Here is a 21,529-nt window from a genome sequence, read left to right as displayed (position 1 = left end):
TTTACTTAAAGATCGCCGGATTGCCTTCCTTGATCGCCGCATCGATCTTCGGCTTCAGCTCGTTCAGAAGATCGGCTGCCGGTTTCTTCGCTTCCCACATCGGTCCAAGATTTTGGTTCAGCATATCCCACCATTTGGCATTCGGCAGATTCGTCCATGGACCTGGAATTTCGTTCTGAGCCGCCTTGATGAACACTTCCGCATGCTCAGGCTTCTGTCCAGGCTGCAGGAATACATCCGTGCTCGCCATCGACTTGAAGCTCGGAATCGCAAAGCCCATGAGCGATTGTTCCTTCTGCCCCTCTGGGCCGCCCAAGTACTCGACAAGCTTGTAAGCAGCATCCTTCTGCTTCGACTTGCTGTAGATACCGAGACCTACAGAACCGCTCCAGCCAGCCCATTTGCCATTCGTAGGCAGCGGCGCAACGTCCCAATCGAATTTCAGCTTCCGGTAAGTCGGCACCATCCAGCGGCCTTGAATCATCATCGCGAGCTTGCCTGTTTCGAACATTTGGCCGTCATTCATCGCTTTCAGCGCACGGCTGTCCGGAACAACGTTATATTTGTGCGCGAGATCGACTGCGAACTGCAGCGCATCCGACGCTTCTTTGCTATTGAGCAAGAACTCTTTCTTATCTTCGCTGAGGAACTGGCCGCCATTGCCAAGCACGAAGCCTTCCCACCAGATCGGACCCATGCCGTATTGCGTGACTTTATCGCCATTCTTGACCGTCAGCTTCTGCGCAGTCTCAAGGAGCTGGTCGAATGTCATCGGGTTCTCGGCGCTTGGGAATGGAACGCCCATCTTCGTGAAAATATCTTTATTGTAATAAAGGACGGTCGGGCCGATATCCTTCGGCAGCGCGTACAGGTTTCCTTTGCCGGTTACAGCGCCGTCATAACGATAACGGAGGAGCGAGGACTCCCACATGTCGGAAGTATCGATGTTGCTCGTGCTCAAGTACTCGTCGATCGGCTGCAGCAAATCTTGGCTTACCCATCTTCCGAAGTCTCCGTCCGGCACGTAGAAAACGTCAGGAGCGTCGCCGCCAGCAAGAATGGTATTCATCTTGCCAACGTAATCATCCGGGATATGTAGATATTCAACCTTGATGTTCGGGTTCTTCTCTTCGAAGCTCTTGATCAGCTTCGTGAACACTTCCTTCTCGGAAGGGTCGCCCCAGCCGGCAAAACGGATCTTCACCGGTTCAGCGGCTGGCTGATTTGCGCTCGTATTCGCATTATTCGTTGTATTCGATGAGTTCGATGTGGAGGTGTCATTCGTGGTTGCCGAAGTATTACCTGCATTAGCTGCCGCATTGCTATTGCCGCCGTTATTGTTGCTGCTGCTTCCGCATGCCGCTGTACCGCTGATTAACACCGTCAATGCCGCTAAGGCTCCAGCCCGTTTTGTCCATTGATTCATCCTCTTTAGCCCCTCTACTGTTAATTTAAAACGAAACTTTTGTTTTAAATCTCAGATCATCATGCCGAACTGCGAAAAACTTGCGCTTCTCACCTCCAAGCAGGCTAACTTCCCCCGAGAACCACTGTCTTATCACCAATTCCGTCTTTTTTATAAACAAGAATCATGTTACAAATCAAATTATAGGTTTGGTTTGATTTCTTGTCAACGCTTTCAAACAAAAATATTATTATATAAAACAAAATAAAAAGCGCCTGAGCGCCTTTTACAACAAACCTTTTGTTTTATTCTTCATGCAATGCATCATAATGCACTTTCATAATGATATCTTGGTCGTAATTGCCGAACCCCCGCCCGAATAAGTTCATGCCGCCTTTGTTTACGGCATCCGGCTTGACCCCGACTTTGAAGCGAATATAAGGCATCTTCTCCAGCTGCAAATCCCGCAGCGTAATGTCGGAAATCTTCGTATTGTCCACGGTGCTCCGGTGCTGGTCCACGCGGAATGTCTTGAGCAGACCGTACTGGGTGCTGCTGTCATGCCACCATTCGGGATTGTTCTTGCCTCGCCGGTCGCCGAAATCGCCAGGCGAGGTCCATGTTCCGACCTCGATGTTATTGATCCAAACAGTTATGTCCGATGGCCAATCGTTATTGAAATTAGGGGCTTCTGAGCAGAGCTCGAGCGAGAACTCGATCGCCTTCGGCTCGATGTTTCGCGGCAGCGACCGAGGAAACCGGTATTCGAGCCAGCCTTGTCTCAGCCATATAATCTCTGCCGTCTTGCACTCCGGAATGTAGAAGCTCGACGGATCATCTTCCGTAATTATCATCGATTGCGAGTTGGCAATGCCGCAGGTTGGCTGCACATCCACATCGACGAAGTGTCCGATCGGCATTTCGATCTCATACAGCTGCGTCTTGTTCTTGTATCCTTTAATCGGATTCAGAATCAGTCTGACATCATCGAAGTTCCGCTTGCATACTTTCATTGCGCCGCGGCTCGCAGGCAGGATCTCCGTAAGAATCAACCCGGCCTCTTCCAGCACTTTCACATTAACGCCGACGGTAGATACCGGGATGCCCAGCTTCTCACCGATTTCATTAATGTTCATGTTGTTATAATTCAACAGCAGCTTAATAATCTTCAATCTTGTATGGGAGGACAGGGCATGCGTGACCTTCACCAGCTCGTCCGGCTCGTCGATAGACAGCTCCAGCATCAAAAGCTACCCCCTTTATAATATGATTTATGTTCTATAACATATATTTTAAATGGAATGTAGGCTTTTGTATAGAGATGCGGTTGATAATCGACAGTTTTCGACCTTTTGACCAGTTACTTCACCTCAATGACGAAAGGGGCAACGATCACTTTCCCCTTATATTGAAACTGTCCCCACAGCTTATACGTGCCCGCCTTCGGGAATTGCGTATGGAACATGACGTTGGAGCTGGAGCTCATGTCGGTTGCGGCATGAACATGGAGATACTGCTTCGCCTTCTCATCGAGAATGACACAGTGCCCCGCCGTGCCGAGGTAGGGCTCAAGTTCTATGAACTTGCCGGTGGCTGCATCTTTCAGCGTAAAGTTCAGCATCGCCATATCGCCCGCTCGCACTTCTGCAATATCCGGCATCGCCGACAACGTAATTTGCAGTCCATCGACCGTTTGCGTCAGCTGTTTGTCCGGCACCAGCTTCTTCGCGGCAGCCTTCTCCCTCTCTACCTGCAGCCACTGTTTATACACCGTCACCCCTACGCCTTCCGGCATAAACTCCGAAATGAGCAAATACGACCCGCCATGCGGAAAATGCACCTTTGCCCGGAAGCGCCCGTTGCCTGCAAAATCGGGATGTACATGCTCGAAGGTCGACAGGTCGCTGCTCACGACAATCAGATGCATCAGCTTCGTCATATCTTCTGTGAAGTGCTGCACCGGCTGCCCGGAAGGGTCCATCACCTGCAGCTCGATAGAAGCTTCTTCTCCGCTATGCAGCTCGCTGACACCAGTTGTGACGATTGTCGCTTTATAGCCGCGGTCCGAAACATTCGCCATCTGATCCTGCTGCAAGTAATGAATAAGCCCCCTCGAAGGGGGATTAATCTCGACATTGCGCATCGGCTTGCCCGCGCAGCTGCTTAATGCGAGTACGATGATGAGGAGAGTCATTGCCGCATACGCCTGTTTTCCCATTCGCATAGGCCGTTATCCTTTGACACTCGGACGCTGTGCCGCCAGCAGCTGCACGCCAAGCGACACCAACGTCGCTTCTACAATCGCCCCTGCCCATAGCTCTGCAGCCCAACCAATCTCGTCCGTAACATGCATCCATGCAAAATAAAATCCCCACAGCGCGACCGTCAGCACAGCAGCGACAACTCTTCTAGCCCACTCTCTAGCAGGCTGGTCTGCCTTCAGCGCCCGATAGCAAATATCGCCGAGCAGTCCCGCTGCGAATGCGATAATAATGGATTGGTAATTCGCAAATCCGTCCAGCACGTTCATCAGCACCGAAATAATCGTAAAATGCGCGGTCATCACGCCGAACGGCAGCGCCCAGCGTTTCATGAACAGAAACACCGGCACCATATAAACAATCGTATCTACGAGAATATAGCTAAGTCCGCGAGCCTCGTTATCCTCCGCAATAACCCCTGAGCCGAAATTGTACATATACCATTGAACGGTGGATGCCGCCGGCAAGTTATAGCGGAACATCCACGCATACATGAGGAAGAAGCTGACTCCGCCGGTCGTAATGACGAGCGACAGAAATGCAGGAGCGAACTCGCCCCAGCCCGGCTTCACCATGCGCTCATTGTGCCAGCACGCCCGATACGGACTCGATAGAATGAGAATGCCTCCGGTCAGCAGCATGAGATGCGAAGGACTCAGCAATGCCGCGATATTTTTCTCAATGCCGAACACGACGTGCCAGTACATGTCGAACAACCCGCCCAGCAGGAAAATACCGACTCCGATCAAGCCGAGCCCATAACCGACAGGAGCAGCTTTCACCCAAGAAAGTCCCGTCGCCCGCTTCGCGCGGTACAGCAGCCATGCCATCCAAAGTGCTGAAGCCATAAAGCCGGAATACAGGATGGCATGCCAAGGCGTGAAGAACGTCTCCACAACGCCATGATTGTGAGCATACCCATCTACGAAAATACCGCCGATCAGCCACAGCCCAAAAAAGATAGTCATGTAATCCTTGCCTGTCGTCACTCTCACAGCACGTGGTAAAGAAGACGATACCGCTAACGGCGAAGCAGAAGCATTCATCAAGGTCCCTCCGTTTTCTGGTAGATTAACATCTGTTGTTGCCTACTGCTCCATTGTACTATGCAGATTTGCTCCCCAACTACCATGAATTGCAAAAAAAAAAGAAGCCGTCCGGTCGTTAACCGGCGGCTTGCCCGCGTTCCCGTTCACGCAGCTTCCAAACTCCCCTTCGTTCGAGCAAGGCAACGATAGCAGCAGCGCCAAATATCGTTAATAGACTGAGGAGCGGATAACCATAGCGTCCGAAGGTAATAAATGGTAAATGTATGAACCAATAATAGAGAAACGGCAGCAAAATCGGAAGGACGTACTTAAACCGGCGCTGGATGCCCAGCATGACGATCCCGCTGAATCCGATCAGTACGTAAATCCAGTGCACCACATTAATCGCTGGCCTCGGCAGGCCTGGAACCGGCTTCGAGTAGAACGGACTGTCGAACAGCTGAATCGACTTCCCTACTGTGAACCAGTAGGTATAAGCGAACGGCTGATGCGTGAATCCATACTTGATAAGACGCTGCGCAGCCTGTTTCTCGGCGCTGTCGCTGCCTTTGAACAGCGTCTCTTTGTACTCGGGATACTGCTCGAAGAATCCTTTTGCCGGCATGCCTCGCTTGATCAGCGCACCTAACAGCATGGGATTACCTGTTGATTTGGTGAAGGGAATAAATTCATGGAACGCCGTATAGTTGCGAACCCACCAAGGCGTCAGAATCAGCATGCTGCAAACTCCGATGATCGCCGTATATTTCACCATATCCTTCAGTCTGTACCGCTGCATGAGCCAAATGATCAGGAAACAGACGGGGAGCAGCGCACATTGCGGCTTCACGTAACAGGCGATGCCGAGCATGACGCCTGCGATCGCATACGCGCCTGCCGTCTTGCGTTTGACGGCATGAATGATGCTGCATATCAGCAACAAAAAGAGCAGTTTAAACGTCGATTCTGTTAGAATCGCGCCGGAAGCGAACAAGTTCGGCACGTAGATCGCATCTAGGATAACGGCAACCACTGCAACGCGCCTGCCGAGCAGCTCACGGGCAATCGCGAAGATCAGATAGAGCGATACCGTTTGCATGAGACATTGCAGCAGCCGGAAGCCCATCACAGCGGCATCTCGGTCCAGAAATGACATAAATCCGCTCAGCACGACAGGCACGACAGGCATGATATAGTTGGTCGGATTCATGCCGCTGTTATAGACAAGCGTATGGTGCTCGAGCAGCACTTGCGCGGCATAGACGTATTTGACATCGTCGTTGTTGCGCTTCTCGTAGGAGCCTAGCAGGAAATGATCGCCCAGCGTCAACACGACAGTAACATGAACAATAAACACGACAGCCATCATGATCCATATAAACTTCCGCATGCTGGATGTCTCGGAACGTAAGGAGAACACCGTATAACTTCCTTTCCAAATTGCTGGTATTTTATAAAAGTGGCGAATTCTATTATACTATATAGGATTTGGAAAAAAGCAACTATACGTCCGAAGACATGCATGACCGTTTGGTAGAAAGAAGGGATTCCATGAACCACCAGCAGCGCAGCAGCGATATTCTAGTCATTATTCCTGCTTACAACGAAGAAGATACGTTAGTACGAACCGTCCAAGAGCTGAAACGGCATACGCCGTATGACTTCATCGTTATTGATGACGGCTCCAAGGACCATACGCCTGACATTATACGTCAAGAAGGCTTCCCGTCCCTTCGCCATGCCGTCAATCTCGGCATCGGCGGCTCCATGCAAAGCGGCTACCGCTATGCCGATCAGAACGGCTATCCATATGCCATTCAGCTCGATGCCGACGGCCAGCATCGTCCTGCCGATATCGCGAAGCTCGTCGAAGAAATTCAGACGAGCGGCTATGATATGGTCATCGGCTCGCGGTTCGTCGAGCAAAGCAGCTATAGAGGCAGCTTGTCTCGCCGCGCCGGCATTCTCTACTTCCACTGGCTCATTCGCCTGCTGACAGGCGAACGCGTCTATGATCCAACGAGCGGCTTCCGCATCGTCGGGCGCAGAGCGATTGAGATGTTCTCGCGCACTTATCCGACGGATTATCCGGAGGTCGAGGTGCTTGTCAGCCTGTCGAAGCGCGGCTTCAAGATGAAGGAGATCAGCGTCGAGATGCGGAATCGGCAGGGCGGCTCGTCCTCCATCAACTGGTCGAAGTCGATCTATTACATGCTGAAGGTGACGATGTTCTCGGTCATTCGCAAGAGCTTCTCGTGAGTGCGACGCCGATACGTGTTGAAACATTGAAAAGAAATCGAAAGGATAAGGTTAATAGACTATGAATCAGCTTGTCGCCATACTGATTACCCTCTTCTTCCTCGGCCTCATCGTCTCGTTTACGGTGACGCAGAAACTGAAAGACCGCTATGCCTTTCTATGGCTAGTCACGGCTATCGCCGGCGTGCTTGCGGCAGCGTGCATTCCTGTGCTGAACCGGTTCGCACTGTGGTTGGGCATTGCGTATATGCCGACGTTCGTTTTTCTCATTACGATCATTTTCATCCTGGCGCTGTTAGTGAGGCAGACGATGAGCTTATCGAATCAGTCGGAGAAGATGAAGAGGCTGACGCAGGAGTTCGCCGTCATGGAGAAGAAGCTGCTGGATATGCAGAAGGCTGCAGAAGGGCAGCGTGATTCCGTATGAACATCTCCTCCTTCCTGCTCATTCTAGCGAATACACTCATGCTCGTATCCGGGCAGTTCCTATGGAAATATGGGCTCATGCAGCGTGAGAAGCCGTTCGAGTCGATACGGACCATCATCGAGGTGATCCTCTCCCCGTACATTATCGGCGGCTTGTTCATTTACGGCTGCGCGACGGTGCTGTGGCTGTTCATCCTCACCCGCGTCGATCTCAGCCTCGCATATCCGATCCAAAGCTTGGCCTATATTATCTCGATCATCGGCGCGTACTACTTCTTCGGCGAGTCACTGTCCATGCTGAAAATAGTCGGCTGCCTGCTCATTCTAGCTGGCGTTGCATGTATCGGATTCTCCGGGAAGTATGCTTGAGAAAGAGCGAAGCACGGCTCGCAGCCGTGCTTCCTCGAGTTGCGTATATTTTCAGTGCAATGGGATTAACTTGATGGAGGGGATTATCTCGGCGCCAGCGTAGTGCGAATACGATCATCCCCGCTCCGCCCTTAACCCTCATCTTACTCTCACCTCTCAGCCCTAAATCCTCAACCTTCCACCAACGTGCCTATGATGGATAAATCCAGCATAGAAAGGCGATTTCGGCGAAAACCGCATGCTATATTGGAAATTTCCACTCATTTCAGCTCGAAAACGACGAATTGAGCCCTGTCCCACCTATTTCTACTTATGTGAATGAACTTTTTTTCACAACAAAAAAAACGCAGCCGTGATTCTGCTGCGTTCCGCCTGTCGAGGTGTTTCTCGACAGACTAAGCATGGTAACTACCGTGCTCACATTAATAAGCTTACTCGTTCTCGCCGATGCCGCACGCATCGTCCGTGCACACTTGACCGTCCTTGCCTGACGAAGACGGGTCAAGAATAATAAGAGGCTTCTCTTCCTCCCAGCTCTTGTTCAGCACATCGAGGAACACGTCGCTCTGCTGCGCGCCGGATACCGCATATTTGCGATTGATGACGAAGAACGGCACGCCGTTCGCGCCAAGCTGGTTCGCTTCCGCGCACTCTGCAAGCACTTCCTGCTTATACGCATCGCTGTTCAGCGCTGCTTCAAGCGCCTCCGGATCAAGACCCGCTTCGGCTGCGATGCCCTTCAGCGTCTCCAGCTTCGCAATATGCTTCGAGTCGGTGAAATACGCCTTGAACAGCAGCTCCGCCACTTCCGTCCGCTTGCCATGCGCCGCTCCAAAGTGAATGAGGCGGTGCGCATCGAACGAATTCGCCGGAACCGCGTGGTCAAAGTTGTACTCAAGACCAAGCGCAGCGGCTTGCTGCACGAGACCTGCGTGCATCTGGATCGATTGCTCGCGGCTTACGCCGTACTTCTTCGCAACGAGTCCGTACACATCGTGATCCGGGTCCTTCGACGCATTCGGGTCGAGCTGGAAGCTGCGGAAGATCACCTCGACCTCGTCTTTATGCGCAAACTGCTCAAGTCCCGCTTCAAAGCGGCGTTTGCCAATATAGCAGAACGGACACATAATGTCCGACCAAATTTCAACTTTCATCACTAGCGGCTCACTCCTTCTCTCGTGTAGCTCCATTATAGTCCTCGCCTACAAGTAAGACAATGTTTGGGAAAGGTTCGAAGACATAATCGCATTCGCGAGCTCACGATTCGGAAAACCCCGCTGCAGCAGCTTGAGTCCCCCGGTCGCACAGGAGATGTGATGGCATAGCTTGTAGAAGCGCATTCTGACCGGGTCGAGGTCCTCTCTTGCCAAGTAGCGCTCGTAGCCCGCGAACCGGAATTGCAGAAAACTATGCTCATATTCCTGGTCAAAAAACGCCGCACCTTCGATATCGATCAAATACGGCTCAAGCTGCTCATTCACCAAAATATGATCAGGCCCAAGCTCGCTATGGATAAAGCGATAATCGGCGCGAGGAACGATTCCCGCACGAATTCGTTCGAGCAGCTCCTCAAGCCTGCCTTGCTTCAGCTGCGACAGCTTCGTTTCCTGAGCTAGAAACGCCAGATTCCGTATCGCATTGTCATGAATACCCGCTTCACAGCTGACACGCTGACCATCGCCATCAGGCAGCCGCCCGCCAGCAGTAAGCGGCCCCCAGCTCGTATGGCGAATCTGATGCAGCTTCCCAAGCAGCTCCCGGCAACCGCCAAGCACCTGATCCCGAACCGCTTCAGACGGATGGTTCATATACGGCTCCAGATCGCCGCCTCCGATATATTCCACCAAGGCGTAATCGAACGAATACTGCTCCTGCGACGTGTTCATCGCGTAGATCGCAGGTGTCCTGATTCCGTGCTCTCGCATGAAGCGATTATTACTGCGGAACAGCTCCGCCCCGAAGGATCGCTGTCCCCCATTTTCCTCCGCCGCCGCTTCTTCAACCTCGGCTTGAAAATAATTGTGCGAGATGTCCCAAATATACAGCATCAACGTGAAGCCGTTCACCGTCCGCACACGATAAACCACCTTTTGCGCGCCGCCGTGCATGTTCACCGCATCTGCCACTGCAAACTCATTTCCTAACGCTCGCCGCACCTCGCTCGTCAGATTCTCCGGCCGTATCGGACAGCTCCAGTCCGATCGCACCCCGTTGTTTCCCCGCTCACTCATGCCCTCACAACTCCTTCCCTCGTGCAAGTCTCACCAACAACCATATCGAAAAACCCGCAGAAGATATAGACTGTTTCGAGACCGGATGTTATGATGTTGAATGAGTTCTATGCTTTTTCACCTTTACATAAACAAAAGCCTTGGAAGACCCAGTCGGTCCTCCAAGGCTTTCTTTATTAGCCACATTATTAGCCACGAATAATATCTTCGATGCTTGCCAGCTCTTCGCTCGTGAACGACAGATTGTTCAGCGCCGCCACGTTGTCTTCGATTTGGCTGACACGGCTTGCGCCGATCAGCGCGGAAGTAACGCGTCCGCCGCGAAGCACCCATGCGAGCGCCATCTGCGCCAGCGATTGGCCGCGTTCTGCCGCGATTGCGTTCAGCTTGTTCAGCTGCGCTACGCGCTGAGCCGTAACCGAGCTCTCTTGCAAGGCGCCGGTCTTGCTTGCCGCGCGCGAATCCGTCGGAATGCTGCCGGTCAAATATTTGTTCGTCAGCAGTCCTTGTGCCAGCGGACAGAAGGCGATGCTGCCTACGCCGTTCTCTTCGAGCACATCCTGCAGGCCGTTCTCGATCCAGCGGTCAAACATATGGTAGCTCGGCTGGTGGATCACCAGCGGCGTGCCAAGCTGCTTCATAATCTTGATCGCTTCCGCCGATTGCTCAGCGCTGTAGCTGGAGATACCAACGTATAGCGCCTTGCCGGAGCGAACCATATGGTCAAGCGCGCCCATCGTTTCTTCAAGCGGCGTCTCCGGATCCGGACGGTGCGAATAGAAAATATCAACGTATTCCAAGTTCATCCGTTTCAAGCTTTGCTCAAGGCTAGCGATCAGGTACTTGCGGGAGCCCCACTCGCCGTAAGGGCCTGGCCACATGTAGTAACCGGCTTTGGAGGAGATGATCATCTCGTCGCGGTATGGTTTAAAGTCCGTCAGCATCATTCGGCCGAACATTTCTTCAGCCGAGCCTGCCGGAGGACCGTAGTTGTTCGCTAGATCAAAATGCGTGATGCCGAGGTCAAAAGCACGCGTCAGCATCGCGCGGCCGTTCTCATACGTATCCACGCCGCCGAAATTATGCCACAATCCAAGAGAAATGGCCGGAAGCTTCAGGCCGGAACGTCCAACGCGATTGTACTTCATCGAACCGTAACGATCATTATTTGCCGAATATACCATGTTCATCGCTCCTCTATTCGCATACTGGTATGAAACCTTCTAAATCTTACAACAATTTACAAGATGGCTCAAGCTTGTCCTTGTCCGGCCGCAACGAGAGGCAATGTAAAATATTCTGCCCGCGCATCGCTCTTACCGCCGCCGCTGTAGATGACGATCAGCAGCGTCTCTTCCTCCGTCGACACGACGCCTTCTGCCAGGTACTTCTTCAGATTGAACGGCAGCTGCTCAATGACCGCATGCTTCTGCAGCTCCTTCTCACCCAAGCCTAGCTGGGCGAACTGCTCAGATACATCCTGCGGACGCTCCGCGAGACGATGCATCCAGCCTCCCAACTCCTGCTTGTCCATTGCAAAATCCCACCAAACCTTGCGCGGCTTGTAGTTATGCTGCAGGAAGTAGTCGAGCTTCATGAGGCCAAGCGCAACGTCGAGCGACCACTCTTCTCGCTCTGCCAGCGCTTGCTTGCCATGCTTCTCCGAGAGAAACGCCCAAAGCCGCGAGAATAGATCCTCCAGCTGATGGCCGATTTTCTGCCAGCCGCGTCCTTCCCAGAAGTCGCCGAACTGCTGGAAGAAATCGAACGCCGACGGGAATGCCCGCTCCACAAGATAGAGCAGCGCATGGTCCATCCGGTGCGCGTTCCAATATTTCTCCAGCACGTCCTCTACCCGCTTAATGCGCACAATGTCCGAGAACGGCATAATGTCATTGCCTAGAATCTCGTATGGCGCGCGGTCCATATAGATATAACCGTGCTTCTCCGCATCGAGGCGCATCCCCGTGCCCCGCAGCATCTTCAAGAAGCCGAGCTGCAGCTCTTCGGGGCGAAGCTCGAATACGTCATTGAACGTTTTGCGGAAGGAGTTGTAATCCTCGTGCGGCAAGCCGGCGATAAGATCAAGATGCTGATCGATTTTGCCGCTCTCTTTGACCTTCATGACGGTACGGGTCAGCTTCGTGAAGTTCTGACGGCGCTGCACCGCTTCGTTCGTCAAGTCATTCGTCGATTGCACGCCGATCTCGAACCGGAAGATGCCGGGAGGCGCATGCTCCGCCAAGTAATCCAGCACCTCTGGACGCATAATATCCGCGGTAATCTCGAACTGGAACACGCAGCCGCGGTGATTTTCGATCAGGAACTGGAAGATCTCGAGCGCATAGTCGCGCTTAATATTAAACGTCCGGTCCACGAACTTAATCAGCTTGGCGCCGGAATCGATCAAGTAGAGGATGTCCGATTTGGTCCGCTCCATATCAAAGTAACGAACGCCGACCTCGATGCTCGAGAGGCAGAACTGGCAGCTGAACGGACAGCCCCGGCTCGTCTCGAAATAGACGACACGACTGGCAAGACGCGGCACATCCTCTGCAAAACGGTGCGGGGACGGCAATGTCGCCAGATCCAGCTTCGGACGCGGCGGGTTCACGATGATCTCGATTCGCCCGTCTTGATGCTCCTTGCGGTAAGCAAGCCCGAAGACGAGATGAAACTTGCATGTGCTGGACAGCTCGGTCAGCAGATGGTGAAACGTCTCTTCCCCTTCGCCGACGACGATATAATCGACCTGCGTCAGCCGCTCCATCCAGAATGGCGTGTCATAGCTCACTTCCGGACCGCCGAGCACGATCTTGATGTCCGGCTTTATTTTGCGGAGCATATCTATGACTGTAATCGTCTCTTCAATGTTCCAGATATAACAGGAGAATCCGACAACATCGGCGTTTCTCGCATACAAATCCGCCACGATGTTCATCGCCGGATCCTTGATCGTATATTCCGCAATATCGATATCAAAATCTTTCTCGCTATACGCCTTCAAGCAGCGCAGAGCAAGCGAGGTGTGAATAAATTTAGCGTTTAACGTCGCCAGTACGACTTTCATCTTCGTCATTCCTTCATCTAGAGCTTGGATAGAAACCATTCCTTTATTGTAACGAACTTGCACGCAAAAAAGAAGAGCAGTTCAGCCCCCCGCACCTTGCAAGCTGTGAAGACAGCTGGCTGCCGGAACTAAAACTGCTCTCTCGCAAGTTACGTACGTACTTTCACTAGTACTTTCTCTTTGCCTTGGAACTCGATCACCGGGAAGCGAACGCGCCACTTGCCGTTGCCTTCATCGGTCACTTCGCCTGCAGCAAAACCGCGCGGTTCGAAACTGAACTCTTGGTCATAGTAGACCGTCAGCTGAATCTTGTCGTCTGGCAGCATTCGGCGAAGCTCATAGCCGGTATTGATTGCCCAGAGGCGGAAATCTTGATTCGATTCATCGCCGTAAACCATATAGAAGCTTGGATCAATAACGGCATTAATGACGAGCCAGCCCTCGGAATCGCGCTTCACGTCGAACTGCTTCAGTTCTGTCGTGCCTTGCGATGTTTGAATAGATGAGAACTGATCATCCAGCAAATCGCGGATTTTGTCCGTCGAAGCGCCAACGAGCGTATCCGGCAGCTCCTGCGGCAGGAATTCGATCTTCGCTGGCGGGCTGTCTTCAATATCGTAAAGCAGCATTTGAATGTTCATCGATGAGATCGCGAAATTCAAGTCTGCTTGCGTTGCATCAATGCCGGACGATGTAATCCCAACCAGCTGTCCGTAATCGTTGAACAAGCCGCCGCCCGAGCTGCCATGGTCGATCGGTACGCTGATTTGGTAGAGCTGCGCGCCGTCGAAAGTGATGTTGCTGATGATGCCGTCCGACACCGTATTTTGCAAGCCTAGCGGGCTTCCGATTGCGATGACATGATCGCCTTTATAAGCGGAGAAGCCAATTTCGACCGGCTCGATGCCAAGCGCCGACTTCGTCTGGATGATCGCGAGATCGGAATCCTTGTCATAACCGACGACGCCTTGAATAGCAACCTCTTTGCCGTTCAGCATAACGACGCTGCCTTCCTTGGCGCCCTGCATCACGTGGTAGTTTGTGAGAATCCGATTGTCGCCGACGACAACGCCGCTGCCTTGCGCGATATCCGTCATGATCATGACGACTTTATTATCATTCTTATCGACGATCTGCTTCGTTGTCAGAGCTACAAGAGCTTTCTCCTGATCCTTCTGCTCAGCAGCCTCTTCGGCTTTCTTCATAATCGCTTCAATCGATGTAATGCGAATCGTGTTGTTCGCAACGAGCTGAACATCAGCGCCAAGCGCTTCCGCGACGAAACGAAGCGGAACCATTGTAGCGCCTTTCACCTGCTGCGGAGCCTGCGATAGCGTAATCGTCTTGCCGTTCTGCACCGCTTTCTTCGATCCAAGCTGCAGCGAAATCGTTGTGCGTCCTTTCACGACGAAGATCGTCTTCGTCGATGCTTCCCAAGTCACATTCGCTTTAAGCGCGCTGAAGATAGAACGCATCGGGACGAACGCTGTTCCTTTAATGATTTGAGCTGCCGGATTAAGGACAAGCTTCTTGCCGTCCAGAACGACCGTATATGTCGTCGATTGGGCGGATATAGCCGTTGCGGCTGCGGTGGTCACTGCGGCGTGCGCCGAGTGAGGTGCTAAAGTAATTGGCGATAAAATAAGGCCTGCGGATAATACGGATAACAGCATCTTGCTCTTCCATTTGTTTGTCCAATTCACGCTGAGTGTTCCTCCAATAATCTCCTAAATCTTACATCTCTATCTCTCGTAATCGTAACACTCGCACTCTAGTTTGTCTATGAATTGCACATGAAGAAATAGATAGCAAAAAAAGGCTATTGCTGCTTGAATTCCGTAGGCGTCAGCCCGGTCTCCTCTTTGAAATTGCGTGAGAAATAGTGAATGCTCGCATAGCCAAGCCGCTCCGCGATCACTTCCATCTTCTCGCCGCTCAATAAGTAGTACTTGGCTTTGCGGATTCGTTCGGAGATAAGATATTGCTTCGGACTCTCGCCGGTGCATTTTCGAAATAGAGAGGAGAAATAGATAACGTGATAGCCGCACAGCGCGGCAAGCTCGTTCACGGTCCAATTCTTCTCCGGCTCTCTATTAATCGCCTGCAGGGCGGGATCGATCTTGCTCTGCTCCAGCGAGCGCGGGCGTTTCGTTAGTTGATTGCGGACGATCGTGGCGATCAGCTCCGTCATCAGTGCGCGAAGGACGATTCGATAGCCGGGCTGCTCGTTCAAGTATTCTTTTACAATGCGCATTAGGATAGGCTCTAGGCCTGGCATGTTGAAGAAAGGCGGCAGCTCCAGCAGCTCTTTGTTGTCGATTTCAAGCTTGTAGCTGGGGCGTATACTCTTATGGAGTGCTTCCTCGCTGCATGTTTCGATCGAGAAAGCAGGGTGGACCGGCTCTAGTGATTCCTGACAGTAGGCAAAATGTATCCCGATGAAGACGGCGTCCGTTCGCGTGATGATACGGTGCGGGCAATGGGGTCCGTACAGCGCGCTGTCTCCGGCTGTAAGTGTTTGATGGTCCTCGCCTATTTGCATATCGGCCTCGCCTGAGAGAAGGCAGAACAGCTGATAGTCCGGGATAATGCGCGGTCCCCAATACTCGGCTGCGGGCACTTCGGCGTGGCTCGCAAAGTTGACCGTCGGCTGCAGATCATCAATCGTGCCGAGGACAATTTGGCGGGAAGGATTAGGGTCTGATGACATACGGCGAACTCACCTCGCGGCTGGAAGGATATTTGAAAAGTGCAAAGCCCTGTTTCGTCTGTGTAAATACACCGCTTTCAATCTGCTATATGCTTGGTACATAGAGCTGAACGCAACACCAAAGGCTTACGGCGTAAAAGTAAAACGTAAAGAACAAGGCGTAACTCGTAGAGTGAAAACAATTAAAAAGACTTTTAAGGAGGAATTGCTTCTATGCTAAGTCAAGCACAAATTGCGGAGTTTGAAAACAACGGTTTTCTTAAAGGTGACGTCGTCCTGAGCGACGCCGAGGTCGAGGAGCTTCGCGAGGAGCTCGATAAAGTGATGAATGGCGAGTCGGTGAAGAAGCCTGTGCTGAATCATAACATGCTGGGCTCCGATTCTCCTTACGACAATATGAAAATGGTCGCGAGCGAGAAGGTTGTCCAAATCGTTAATATTTGGCTCGCCAGCGATCGATTCCTGCAGCATGCCGCGAATGAACGCATTTGCGAAGAAGTTGCCCAGCTGTGCCACTCCAATTCGCTGCGCATCTGGCACGATCAAATCCAATATAAGCCGCCGATTACTGGCGGTCCTACTCACTGGCATCAGGATCATCCGCTCTGGCCGATCATCCAGCCAGCCGACCTCGTCAGCGCATGGGTCGCGCTCGACGATGCGGTCATCGAGAACGGCTGCATGTGGATGGTGCCGGGCAGCCACAAGTGGGGCAATCACCAGCGCTACCTCTCCAGCACGCCGGACTTCAAGCCATTCCACAAGCAGCCGGAAATGCTGCCGAATAACGCGGTCGTGGAAGCCGTGCCGTTCGAAATCAAGAAAGGCCAAGTGGGCTTCCACCACTGCCTGACATGGCACGGCAGCCCGCACAACCGCTCCGAGATGAAGCGCCGCGCCATTGCCGTGCACTACATGCCGGGCCATACCCGCTACGAGCCGATCGGCGAGCACGTCATGCTCTCTTACGTCAACGTGAAGCCGGGCGAGCTGCTTGTGGGCGATCATTTTCCAGAGGTGTACCGGAAGCAGGGGGTACAGGTGTAGAGCTTTGGTGGTTGGGGTTAGAAGCCGCGCGGAATGCGCGGCTTCTTTGCTTTTGGGGGCGCCGCGGCGGTGGGTGGCGGCGGTGGCGCGGGCGGTGGCGGTGGCAGGCGACGCGATCGGAGGCGGTTAGCGCGGGGGCGGCTCTGCCGCAGCAGGCGCGGGATTGAGAGTCGGGATTTCCGACTCTCAGATGCTTTTTCGCGGATTTCGCCACTGAGAGTCGGGTTTTCCGGCTCTCGGTGCGTTTCCACCGCGTTTTCGCGAGCGATTAGCTGCTGAGAGTCGGATTTTTCAACTCTCAGCAGCTAATACGCGGGATTTTGCCATTGAGAGTCGGATTTCCCGACTCTCAGCTCGCCAACCAACTCCCGCCGTCCTCTGAGAGCGGCTTTATCCTCTCTCAGCAAGTTTAAGGTTAGTTACTCCCCCCACTCCGCCGCTGAGAGTACCTTGTTTGCTCTCTCGAGCAACATTCGGCGGTTTTTCTACGTTGAAAGCGTCCCCACCATTTGTGCGCACACGCTACTTTCGGTATAGTAAATGCGATAACTAATTTGAATCGTACTAGGAGCGTCAGATAGATGGAAAAGAAACATTCAGCACGGCCGCCGAAACAGCGGCAGCGATCCCCGCGGAACGGTGGTAGCTCGGCTCGGCCGGAACACGCGCCGCGGCGCGAATCTGCCGCGCAGGCGCAGCAGCCAGGCCGCGCACAGGGGCAAGCTCCCCGCGGCAAATACGCTGCCGCCAACCGGCGACCAGCCGCAGCGCCTGCAGCTCGGCGGCCAGTCCCAACCCCGCGCCCGGCAGCACCAGCGCCGAGCAAGAGCTATGAAGTGACAGAGCCGGCGGAGCTGCTCACATTCTTGCTGCAAGCCGTGAAAAGCGAAGGCCGCAACGCGATCAAGTCGATGCTGAGCCGCGGACAGATTGCCGTCAACGGCACGACGCAGAAAGTGTACAACTTTATGCTGCAGCCAGGTCAGACCGTGACGGTCTCGAAAGAACGCATCGTCGAGACGCCGCCGCTTATCGGCCTCACGATTCTCTATGAAGACGCCGACGTCATTGTCGTCATTAAGGAAGCTGGCCTCCTGTCCATTGCTTCCGAGCAAGAATCGGAGCTCACCGCATACCGGCAGCTGACGGCGCACGTACGCGCCAGCAATCCGAGCGGACGCATCTTCGTTGTGCACCGGCTGGACCGAGACACATCCGGCGTCATGATGTTCGCCAAGAGCGAGCAAGTTCAGCAGCAGCTGCAAACGACTTGGCAGGAATCGGTCACGGAACGCACTTACATCGCGCTCGTTGAGGGCAAGGTGCGTAAGCAGGAGGACACCATCTCGTCTTATCTCAAAGAGAGCAAGACGCTCAAAATGTACTCCGTTTCGAACCCTACCGATGCCCAGCACGCCATCACGCATTACAAGGTACTGCAGCAGAACAGCGCCTTCTCCCTGCTTGAAGTGTCGCTTGAAACCGGACGTAAAAACCAAATTCGCGTTCATATGGAAGACATCGGTCATCCGATTGTCGGCGACAAGAAGTACGGCTCGAGATCCAAAGCGCTTAACCGCCTTGGCCTGCACGCCCGCGTTCTCGCATTCGTGCACCCGACAACCGGCAAACTGGTCCGCTTCGAGTCTGACATCCCGCGTTCTTTCTTGCAGCCATTCAAAGAAGGCTATACGCCAAAATAACAAGGAGGCAGCCTCCGACATGTCCAAAGCAGACAACATGCTGGCCATTCTATGGCTGCTCAAAACGAATAAACGGATGACCGCCAAGCAGCTGGCTGACGCGCTCGAAATGCACATTCGCACCGTATACCGCTACATTGACGCACTGTGCGCAAGCGGCGTTCCCATCGTTGCCGATGCCGGGCATAACGGCGGCTACAGCTTGCTCGAGCACTTCAAGGAATCGCCCCTGTTCTTCGACCTCGAGGAACAGAAGGCGCTTGTGCAAGCAGCCCTCTTCGCTGAGGAAGCGGGCTATCCTTACGGCGATGCGCTGAAGCGGGCCATTACGAAGCTGAAACGCTACACGAATGAAGAGCAGCGCAGCGAGCTCGACCGTCACTCGAACGCATTCGAAGTCGTTAGCGCGTCACCGGCCAGCACTTTCGCCATCGAAAGCCATCTGCAGCAGCTCGAGCAAGCCGTCGCAAGCTGCAGCACGCAGATCATCGACTACCGAAAAGGCTTCGGCCTCGATATCGAGCAGCGCAGCATCAACCCGTACGGTCTCATTCACTGGCGGGGAAAATGGTATATTATCGGCTACTGCCTGCTCCGCGAAGACATCCGCAGCTTCCGAGTCGACCGCATTCAGGCGATCACTGGGACGGACGACCGCTATGAACGCCCTGCTGATTTCTCAGCCCGCGACTTTCTAAGACACAACATGAAGCCGTGGCTCACAAGTGAAGAGCAGCTCATCCGCGTCGTCATCCAAGGAAATCCGCGGGCGCTGGAATCTCTTGCTGAGCACTGGATGTTCGATGGTTCATTGATCGAGCGCACGAGCGATGAAGCACATTTTATGATGGATGAGAAATCACTGCTGACTTATATCCCCTATCATCTGATTAGCTACGGCATGCGCATTCAAGTGCTGGAGCCTCAGTTACTCCGGGAGCATCTGGTTGAGCTGATGACAAAACTGCTTGCCTTTTATCAAAATCCGACAAATTTCGATAAATGAAGGAATTGTAAAGAATCGCGAGCATACGAGAGAAAACTAGGAGAAACATCTTAGTTTTCGATTTATTTTAATTTTTCTGAATATTTACACAATGGGCTAATAACCTGTACACTAAGGTCAGATCAAACAAGTCGCTCTCTTCCCTCAACTTAAGGGAAACCAAGGAACCGACGAGAGGCGCTGGTGATCAACCTCAAGCTTTCAGTCTTAGCAGAGAGGGGATAGTCCATTGAAATAGGTTAGCGAAGTATGTCCCCCTATTCTTTCGGAAAGGAGTATCCGGTTTAGTATTTCGGGACATGCGGGGCCTAGAAGCAAGGGCGGCGGATATGTGTGAAATCAATTAGTTCAAGTAAATCGAGTAAATCAATTAAATCAAGTAAATTTAAAATTAATGAACGAACGAAAATGCAAAGCAACGGCAGTTGTTTGAAGTGAATGGAGTGCAGGTTACAATTGAATAGTATAAGTGAGTATCGATAGGGATTCCGGTTGTCTTAGACAAGCGGGATCCCTATTATACTTTTATACATATGGAGAACGCTTTAAGATCCGGAGCCCATGGCTTCGGATTTTTGGGTTTGACACGCGAATTAAATTTGATTATTATATAATTAGATGAACATTAAATTAGATAAAGAGCTAACAACAAACTAAAATCAGACCTTAGAAAGGCAGGCCTCTGCAATGATGCAGCTCGATAAAATCGTCAATTACCACAAAGCGTTGGCTGATCCCACCCGGATGCGTATTTTGATTCTGCTGTCGGAGGGCGAACTGACCGGGCAAACGTTAGCGGAGAAGCTGTGTCTCTCTCCCGCTACGATTACCCATCATGCCGCCAAGCTGCGCGCTGTCAGCTTGATTCATGAGCGGCGTGATAAGAATGCGATCTATTTCTCGCTGGACCGCTATTTCTTGAAGCAGTATGAAAGCTCGCTCCAGTCTATTCTGGCGCAGCCAAGCGAGAGCAGCACAACAGCAGAGAAGGAGTTGGAAACGATGGAAGAGAAGAATGAGCGCTTGAAGCAGTCCGTTCTACGCAACTTTATGACGGCAGATGGCAAGCTGAAGCATATTCCGGCGCAGCTGAAGAAGAAAAGAATCGTGCTGGAGCACCTTGCGGAACAACTCGAAGACGGTAGAAAATATACGGAGAAGGAACTGAACACCTTCATTCAGCAGTATCATGCCGACTTTGCGACGATTCGCCGGGAATTCATTATGCATGCGTACTTGTACCGTGAGAAAGAAGTATACGAGCGAAACCCGCGGGAAATGTGGGAACGCTGGGAGACATTATCTTAGGAGGACTGATCGATCGATGAGCACCGCTTCAAATCCAAACTCAAACTCGAATATCGCAAAAACACCGGCCCCCCCCTACTATGCCGTCATTTTCACTTCTGAACGAACGGATGGCGATAATGGGTATGATAAGATGGCTGACCGAATGGTCGAGCTAGCCGCTGAACAGCCCGGTTATCTCGGCAACGAGAGCGTCCGAGATAGCAACGGGGTCGGCATTACCGTCTCCTACTGGGAGTCGCTCGAATCGATCAAGAACTGGAAGGAAAATCCGCTCCACCTTGCCGCTCAGCGCAAAGGGCAGACCGATTGGTATCAGTCCTATGCCGTACGGATTACACGAGTGGAACGCCAGTATTTCCTCTAATCGAGTAGGAGGAGGCGGCTAGCCTCCGTCCTCTCACACCACCGTACATGCGGGTCCGCATACGGCGGTTCCAAAAGGTTAACAAAGCTCCAAATAACGAGAAAGCATACTCTTCAGCCCTTTCACTTCCCAATAGGAAGTCGGAAGGGCGTTGTTTGTGTTTCGGGACATTTCCCATGCACCACGCCTTGAATTCGCCATGATCAGACTCGCCCATTTTGGTACGCCAAGTGCTCGAAGCTCGCGGATCCGGGTGCGTACCCGTTTCCATTGCTTCCACAGACACATTCGAAGTCTTCGGCGTATCCATTGATCGAATCGTTCGCAGTGACTCTTTGC

The 21,529-nt window shown here is 52.6% G+C and carries 20 protein-coding genes; 8 read left to right on the top strand and 12 right to left on the bottom strand.

Annotated features, from left to right (window positions below):
• Position 1: 1 nt before the first annotated feature.
• The 5 genes from A8990_RS29040 to A8990_RS29020 all read right to left on the bottom strand — a co-directional run bounded on the left by A8990_RS29040 (position 2) and on the right by A8990_RS29020 (position 6,114).
• Positions 2 to 1,426 carry an ABC transporter substrate-binding protein gene (locus A8990_RS29040; RefSeq protein WP_116192513.1) on the bottom strand — a complete coding sequence of 475 codons (1,425 nt, stop codon included), beginning with the start codon at positions 1,424 to 1,426 and terminating at the stop codon, positions 2 to 4.
• Positions 1,427 to 1,710: 284 nt separating this feature from the next.
• Complete coding sequence (locus A8990_RS29035; protein ID WP_116192512.1) at positions 1,711 to 2,649, bottom strand: ArsR/SmtB family transcription factor; 939 nt, start codon at positions 2,647 to 2,649, stop codon at positions 1,711 to 1,713.
• Positions 2,650 to 2,765: 116 nt separating this feature from the next.
• Positions 2,766 to 3,629, bottom strand: a complete 864-nt coding sequence (locus A8990_RS29030; RefSeq protein ID WP_147306891.1) for a hypothetical protein — start codon at positions 3,627 to 3,629, stop codon at positions 2,766 to 2,768.
• 6 nt (positions 3,630 to 3,635) lie between these two features.
• Complete coding sequence (locus A8990_RS29025; RefSeq protein ID WP_116192510.1) at positions 3,636 to 4,712, bottom strand: hypothetical protein; 1,077 nt, start codon at positions 4,710 to 4,712, stop codon at positions 3,636 to 3,638.
• A gap of 118 nt (positions 4,713 to 4,830) precedes the next feature.
• On the bottom strand, positions 4,831 to 6,114 hold the full coding sequence (locus A8990_RS29020; RefSeq protein WP_116192509.1) for a glycosyltransferase family 39 protein: 1,284 nt from the start codon (positions 6,112 to 6,114) through the stop codon (positions 4,831 to 4,833).
• Positions 6,115 to 6,245: 131 nt separating this feature from the next.
• Here A8990_RS29020 and A8990_RS29015 point away from each other — a divergent pair, with 131 nt between their 5' ends.
• The 3 genes from A8990_RS29015 to A8990_RS29005 all read left to right on the top strand — a co-directional run bounded on the left by A8990_RS29015 (position 6,246) and on the right by A8990_RS29005 (position 7,748).
• On the top strand, positions 6,246 to 6,953 hold the full coding sequence (locus A8990_RS29015; RefSeq protein WP_116192508.1) for a glycosyltransferase family 2 protein: 708 nt from the start codon (positions 6,246 to 6,248) through the stop codon (positions 6,951 to 6,953).
• 61 nt (positions 6,954 to 7,014) lie between these two features.
• Complete coding sequence (locus A8990_RS29010) at positions 7,015 to 7,380, top strand: DUF2304 domain-containing protein (RefSeq protein WP_116192507.1); 366 nt, start codon at positions 7,015 to 7,017, stop codon at positions 7,378 to 7,380.
• Positions 7,377 to 7,748 (top strand): EamA family transporter, encoded by a 372-nt coding sequence (locus A8990_RS29005; RefSeq protein ID WP_116192506.1) that lies wholly within the window; start codon positions 7,377 to 7,379, stop codon positions 7,746 to 7,748. Before A8990_RS29010 ends, A8990_RS29005 begins: the two co-directional genes overlap by 4 nt.
• 431 nt (positions 7,749 to 8,179) lie before the next feature.
• Here the strand turns inward: A8990_RS29005 and A8990_RS29000 are convergent, their stop codons facing one another.
• The 6 genes from A8990_RS29000 to A8990_RS28975 form a co-directional block, all read right to left on the bottom strand.
• Complete coding sequence (locus tag A8990_RS29000) at positions 8,180 to 8,902, bottom strand: DsbA family oxidoreductase (RefSeq protein ID WP_116192505.1); 723 nt, start codon at positions 8,900 to 8,902, stop codon at positions 8,180 to 8,182.
• Positions 8,903 to 8,950: 48 nt separating this feature from the next.
• Positions 8,951 to 9,979, bottom strand: coding sequence for a phosphotransferase (locus A8990_RS28995; protein ID WP_116192504.1), 1,029 nt, complete (start codon positions 9,977 to 9,979; stop codon positions 8,951 to 8,953).
• A gap of 188 nt (positions 9,980 to 10,167) precedes the next feature.
• Positions 10,168 to 11,163 carry an L-glyceraldehyde 3-phosphate reductase gene (mgrA, locus tag A8990_RS28990; RefSeq protein WP_116192503.1) on the bottom strand — a complete coding sequence of 332 codons (996 nt, stop codon included), beginning with the start codon at positions 11,161 to 11,163 and terminating at the stop codon, positions 10,168 to 10,170.
• A 68-nt stretch (positions 11,164 to 11,231) separates the two neighbouring features.
• A complete protein-coding gene (locus tag A8990_RS28985) occupies positions 11,232 to 13,049 on the bottom strand; it encodes a B12-binding domain-containing radical SAM protein (RefSeq protein ID WP_116192502.1) in 1,818 nt (605 codons plus the stop codon).
• Positions 13,050 to 13,198: 149 nt separating this feature from the next.
• The gene (locus A8990_RS28980; protein WP_116192501.1) at positions 13,199 to 14,752 is read right to left on the bottom strand and encodes a stalk domain-containing protein; all 1,554 of its coding nucleotides are present in this window, start codon (positions 14,750 to 14,752) and stop codon (positions 13,199 to 13,201) included.
• A gap of 116 nt (positions 14,753 to 14,868) precedes the next feature.
• The gene (locus A8990_RS28975; protein ID WP_116192500.1) at positions 14,869 to 15,759 is read right to left on the bottom strand and encodes a helix-turn-helix transcriptional regulator; all 891 of its coding nucleotides are present in this window, start codon (positions 15,757 to 15,759) and stop codon (positions 14,869 to 14,871) included.
• A 213-nt stretch (positions 15,760 to 15,972) separates the two neighbouring features.
• On the opposite strand from A8990_RS28975, the gene A8990_RS28970 reads away from it, so the two are divergent.
• The 5 genes from A8990_RS28970 to A8990_RS28950 all read left to right on the top strand — a co-directional run bounded on the left by A8990_RS28970 (position 15,973) and on the right by A8990_RS28950 (position 21,190).
• Positions 15,973 to 16,806, top strand: coding sequence for a phytanoyl-CoA dioxygenase family protein (locus A8990_RS28970; RefSeq protein WP_116192499.1), 834 nt, complete (start codon positions 15,973 to 15,975; stop codon positions 16,804 to 16,806).
• Positions 16,807 to 17,387: 581 nt separating this feature from the next.
• Positions 17,388 to 18,509, top strand: coding sequence for an RluA family pseudouridine synthase (locus tag A8990_RS28965; protein WP_116192498.1), 1,122 nt, complete (start codon positions 17,388 to 17,390; stop codon positions 18,507 to 18,509).
• Positions 18,510 to 18,528: 19 nt separating this feature from the next.
• The gene (locus tag A8990_RS28960) at positions 18,529 to 19,515 is read left to right on the top strand and encodes a helix-turn-helix transcriptional regulator (RefSeq protein ID WP_116192497.1); all 987 of its coding nucleotides are present in this window, start codon (positions 18,529 to 18,531) and stop codon (positions 19,513 to 19,515) included.
• A gap of 690 nt (positions 19,516 to 20,205) precedes the next feature.
• Entirely contained in the window at positions 20,206 to 20,823 is a 618-nt protein-coding gene (locus A8990_RS28955; protein ID WP_116192521.1) for a DUF2087 domain-containing protein, read from the top strand.
• A 16-nt stretch (positions 20,824 to 20,839) separates the two neighbouring features.
• A complete protein-coding gene (locus A8990_RS28950; RefSeq protein ID WP_116192496.1) occupies positions 20,840 to 21,190 on the top strand; it encodes an antibiotic biosynthesis monooxygenase family protein in 351 nt (116 codons plus the stop codon).
• A gap of 78 nt (positions 21,191 to 21,268) precedes the next feature.
• On the opposite strand, the gene A8990_RS28945 is transcribed toward A8990_RS28950, so the two are convergent.
• On the bottom strand, positions 21,269 to 21,529 hold a 261-nt coding region (locus A8990_RS28945; RefSeq protein ID WP_342772890.1), incomplete at its 5' end, for a group II intron maturase-specific domain-containing protein.

The organism is Paenibacillus taihuensis (genome assembly GCF_003386535.1).
Taxonomy (GTDB): domain Bacteria; phylum Bacillota; class Bacilli; order Paenibacillales; family Paenibacillaceae; genus Paenibacillus_Z; species Paenibacillus_Z taihuensis.
This window is presented reverse-complemented; position numbering and strand designations above follow the sequence as displayed.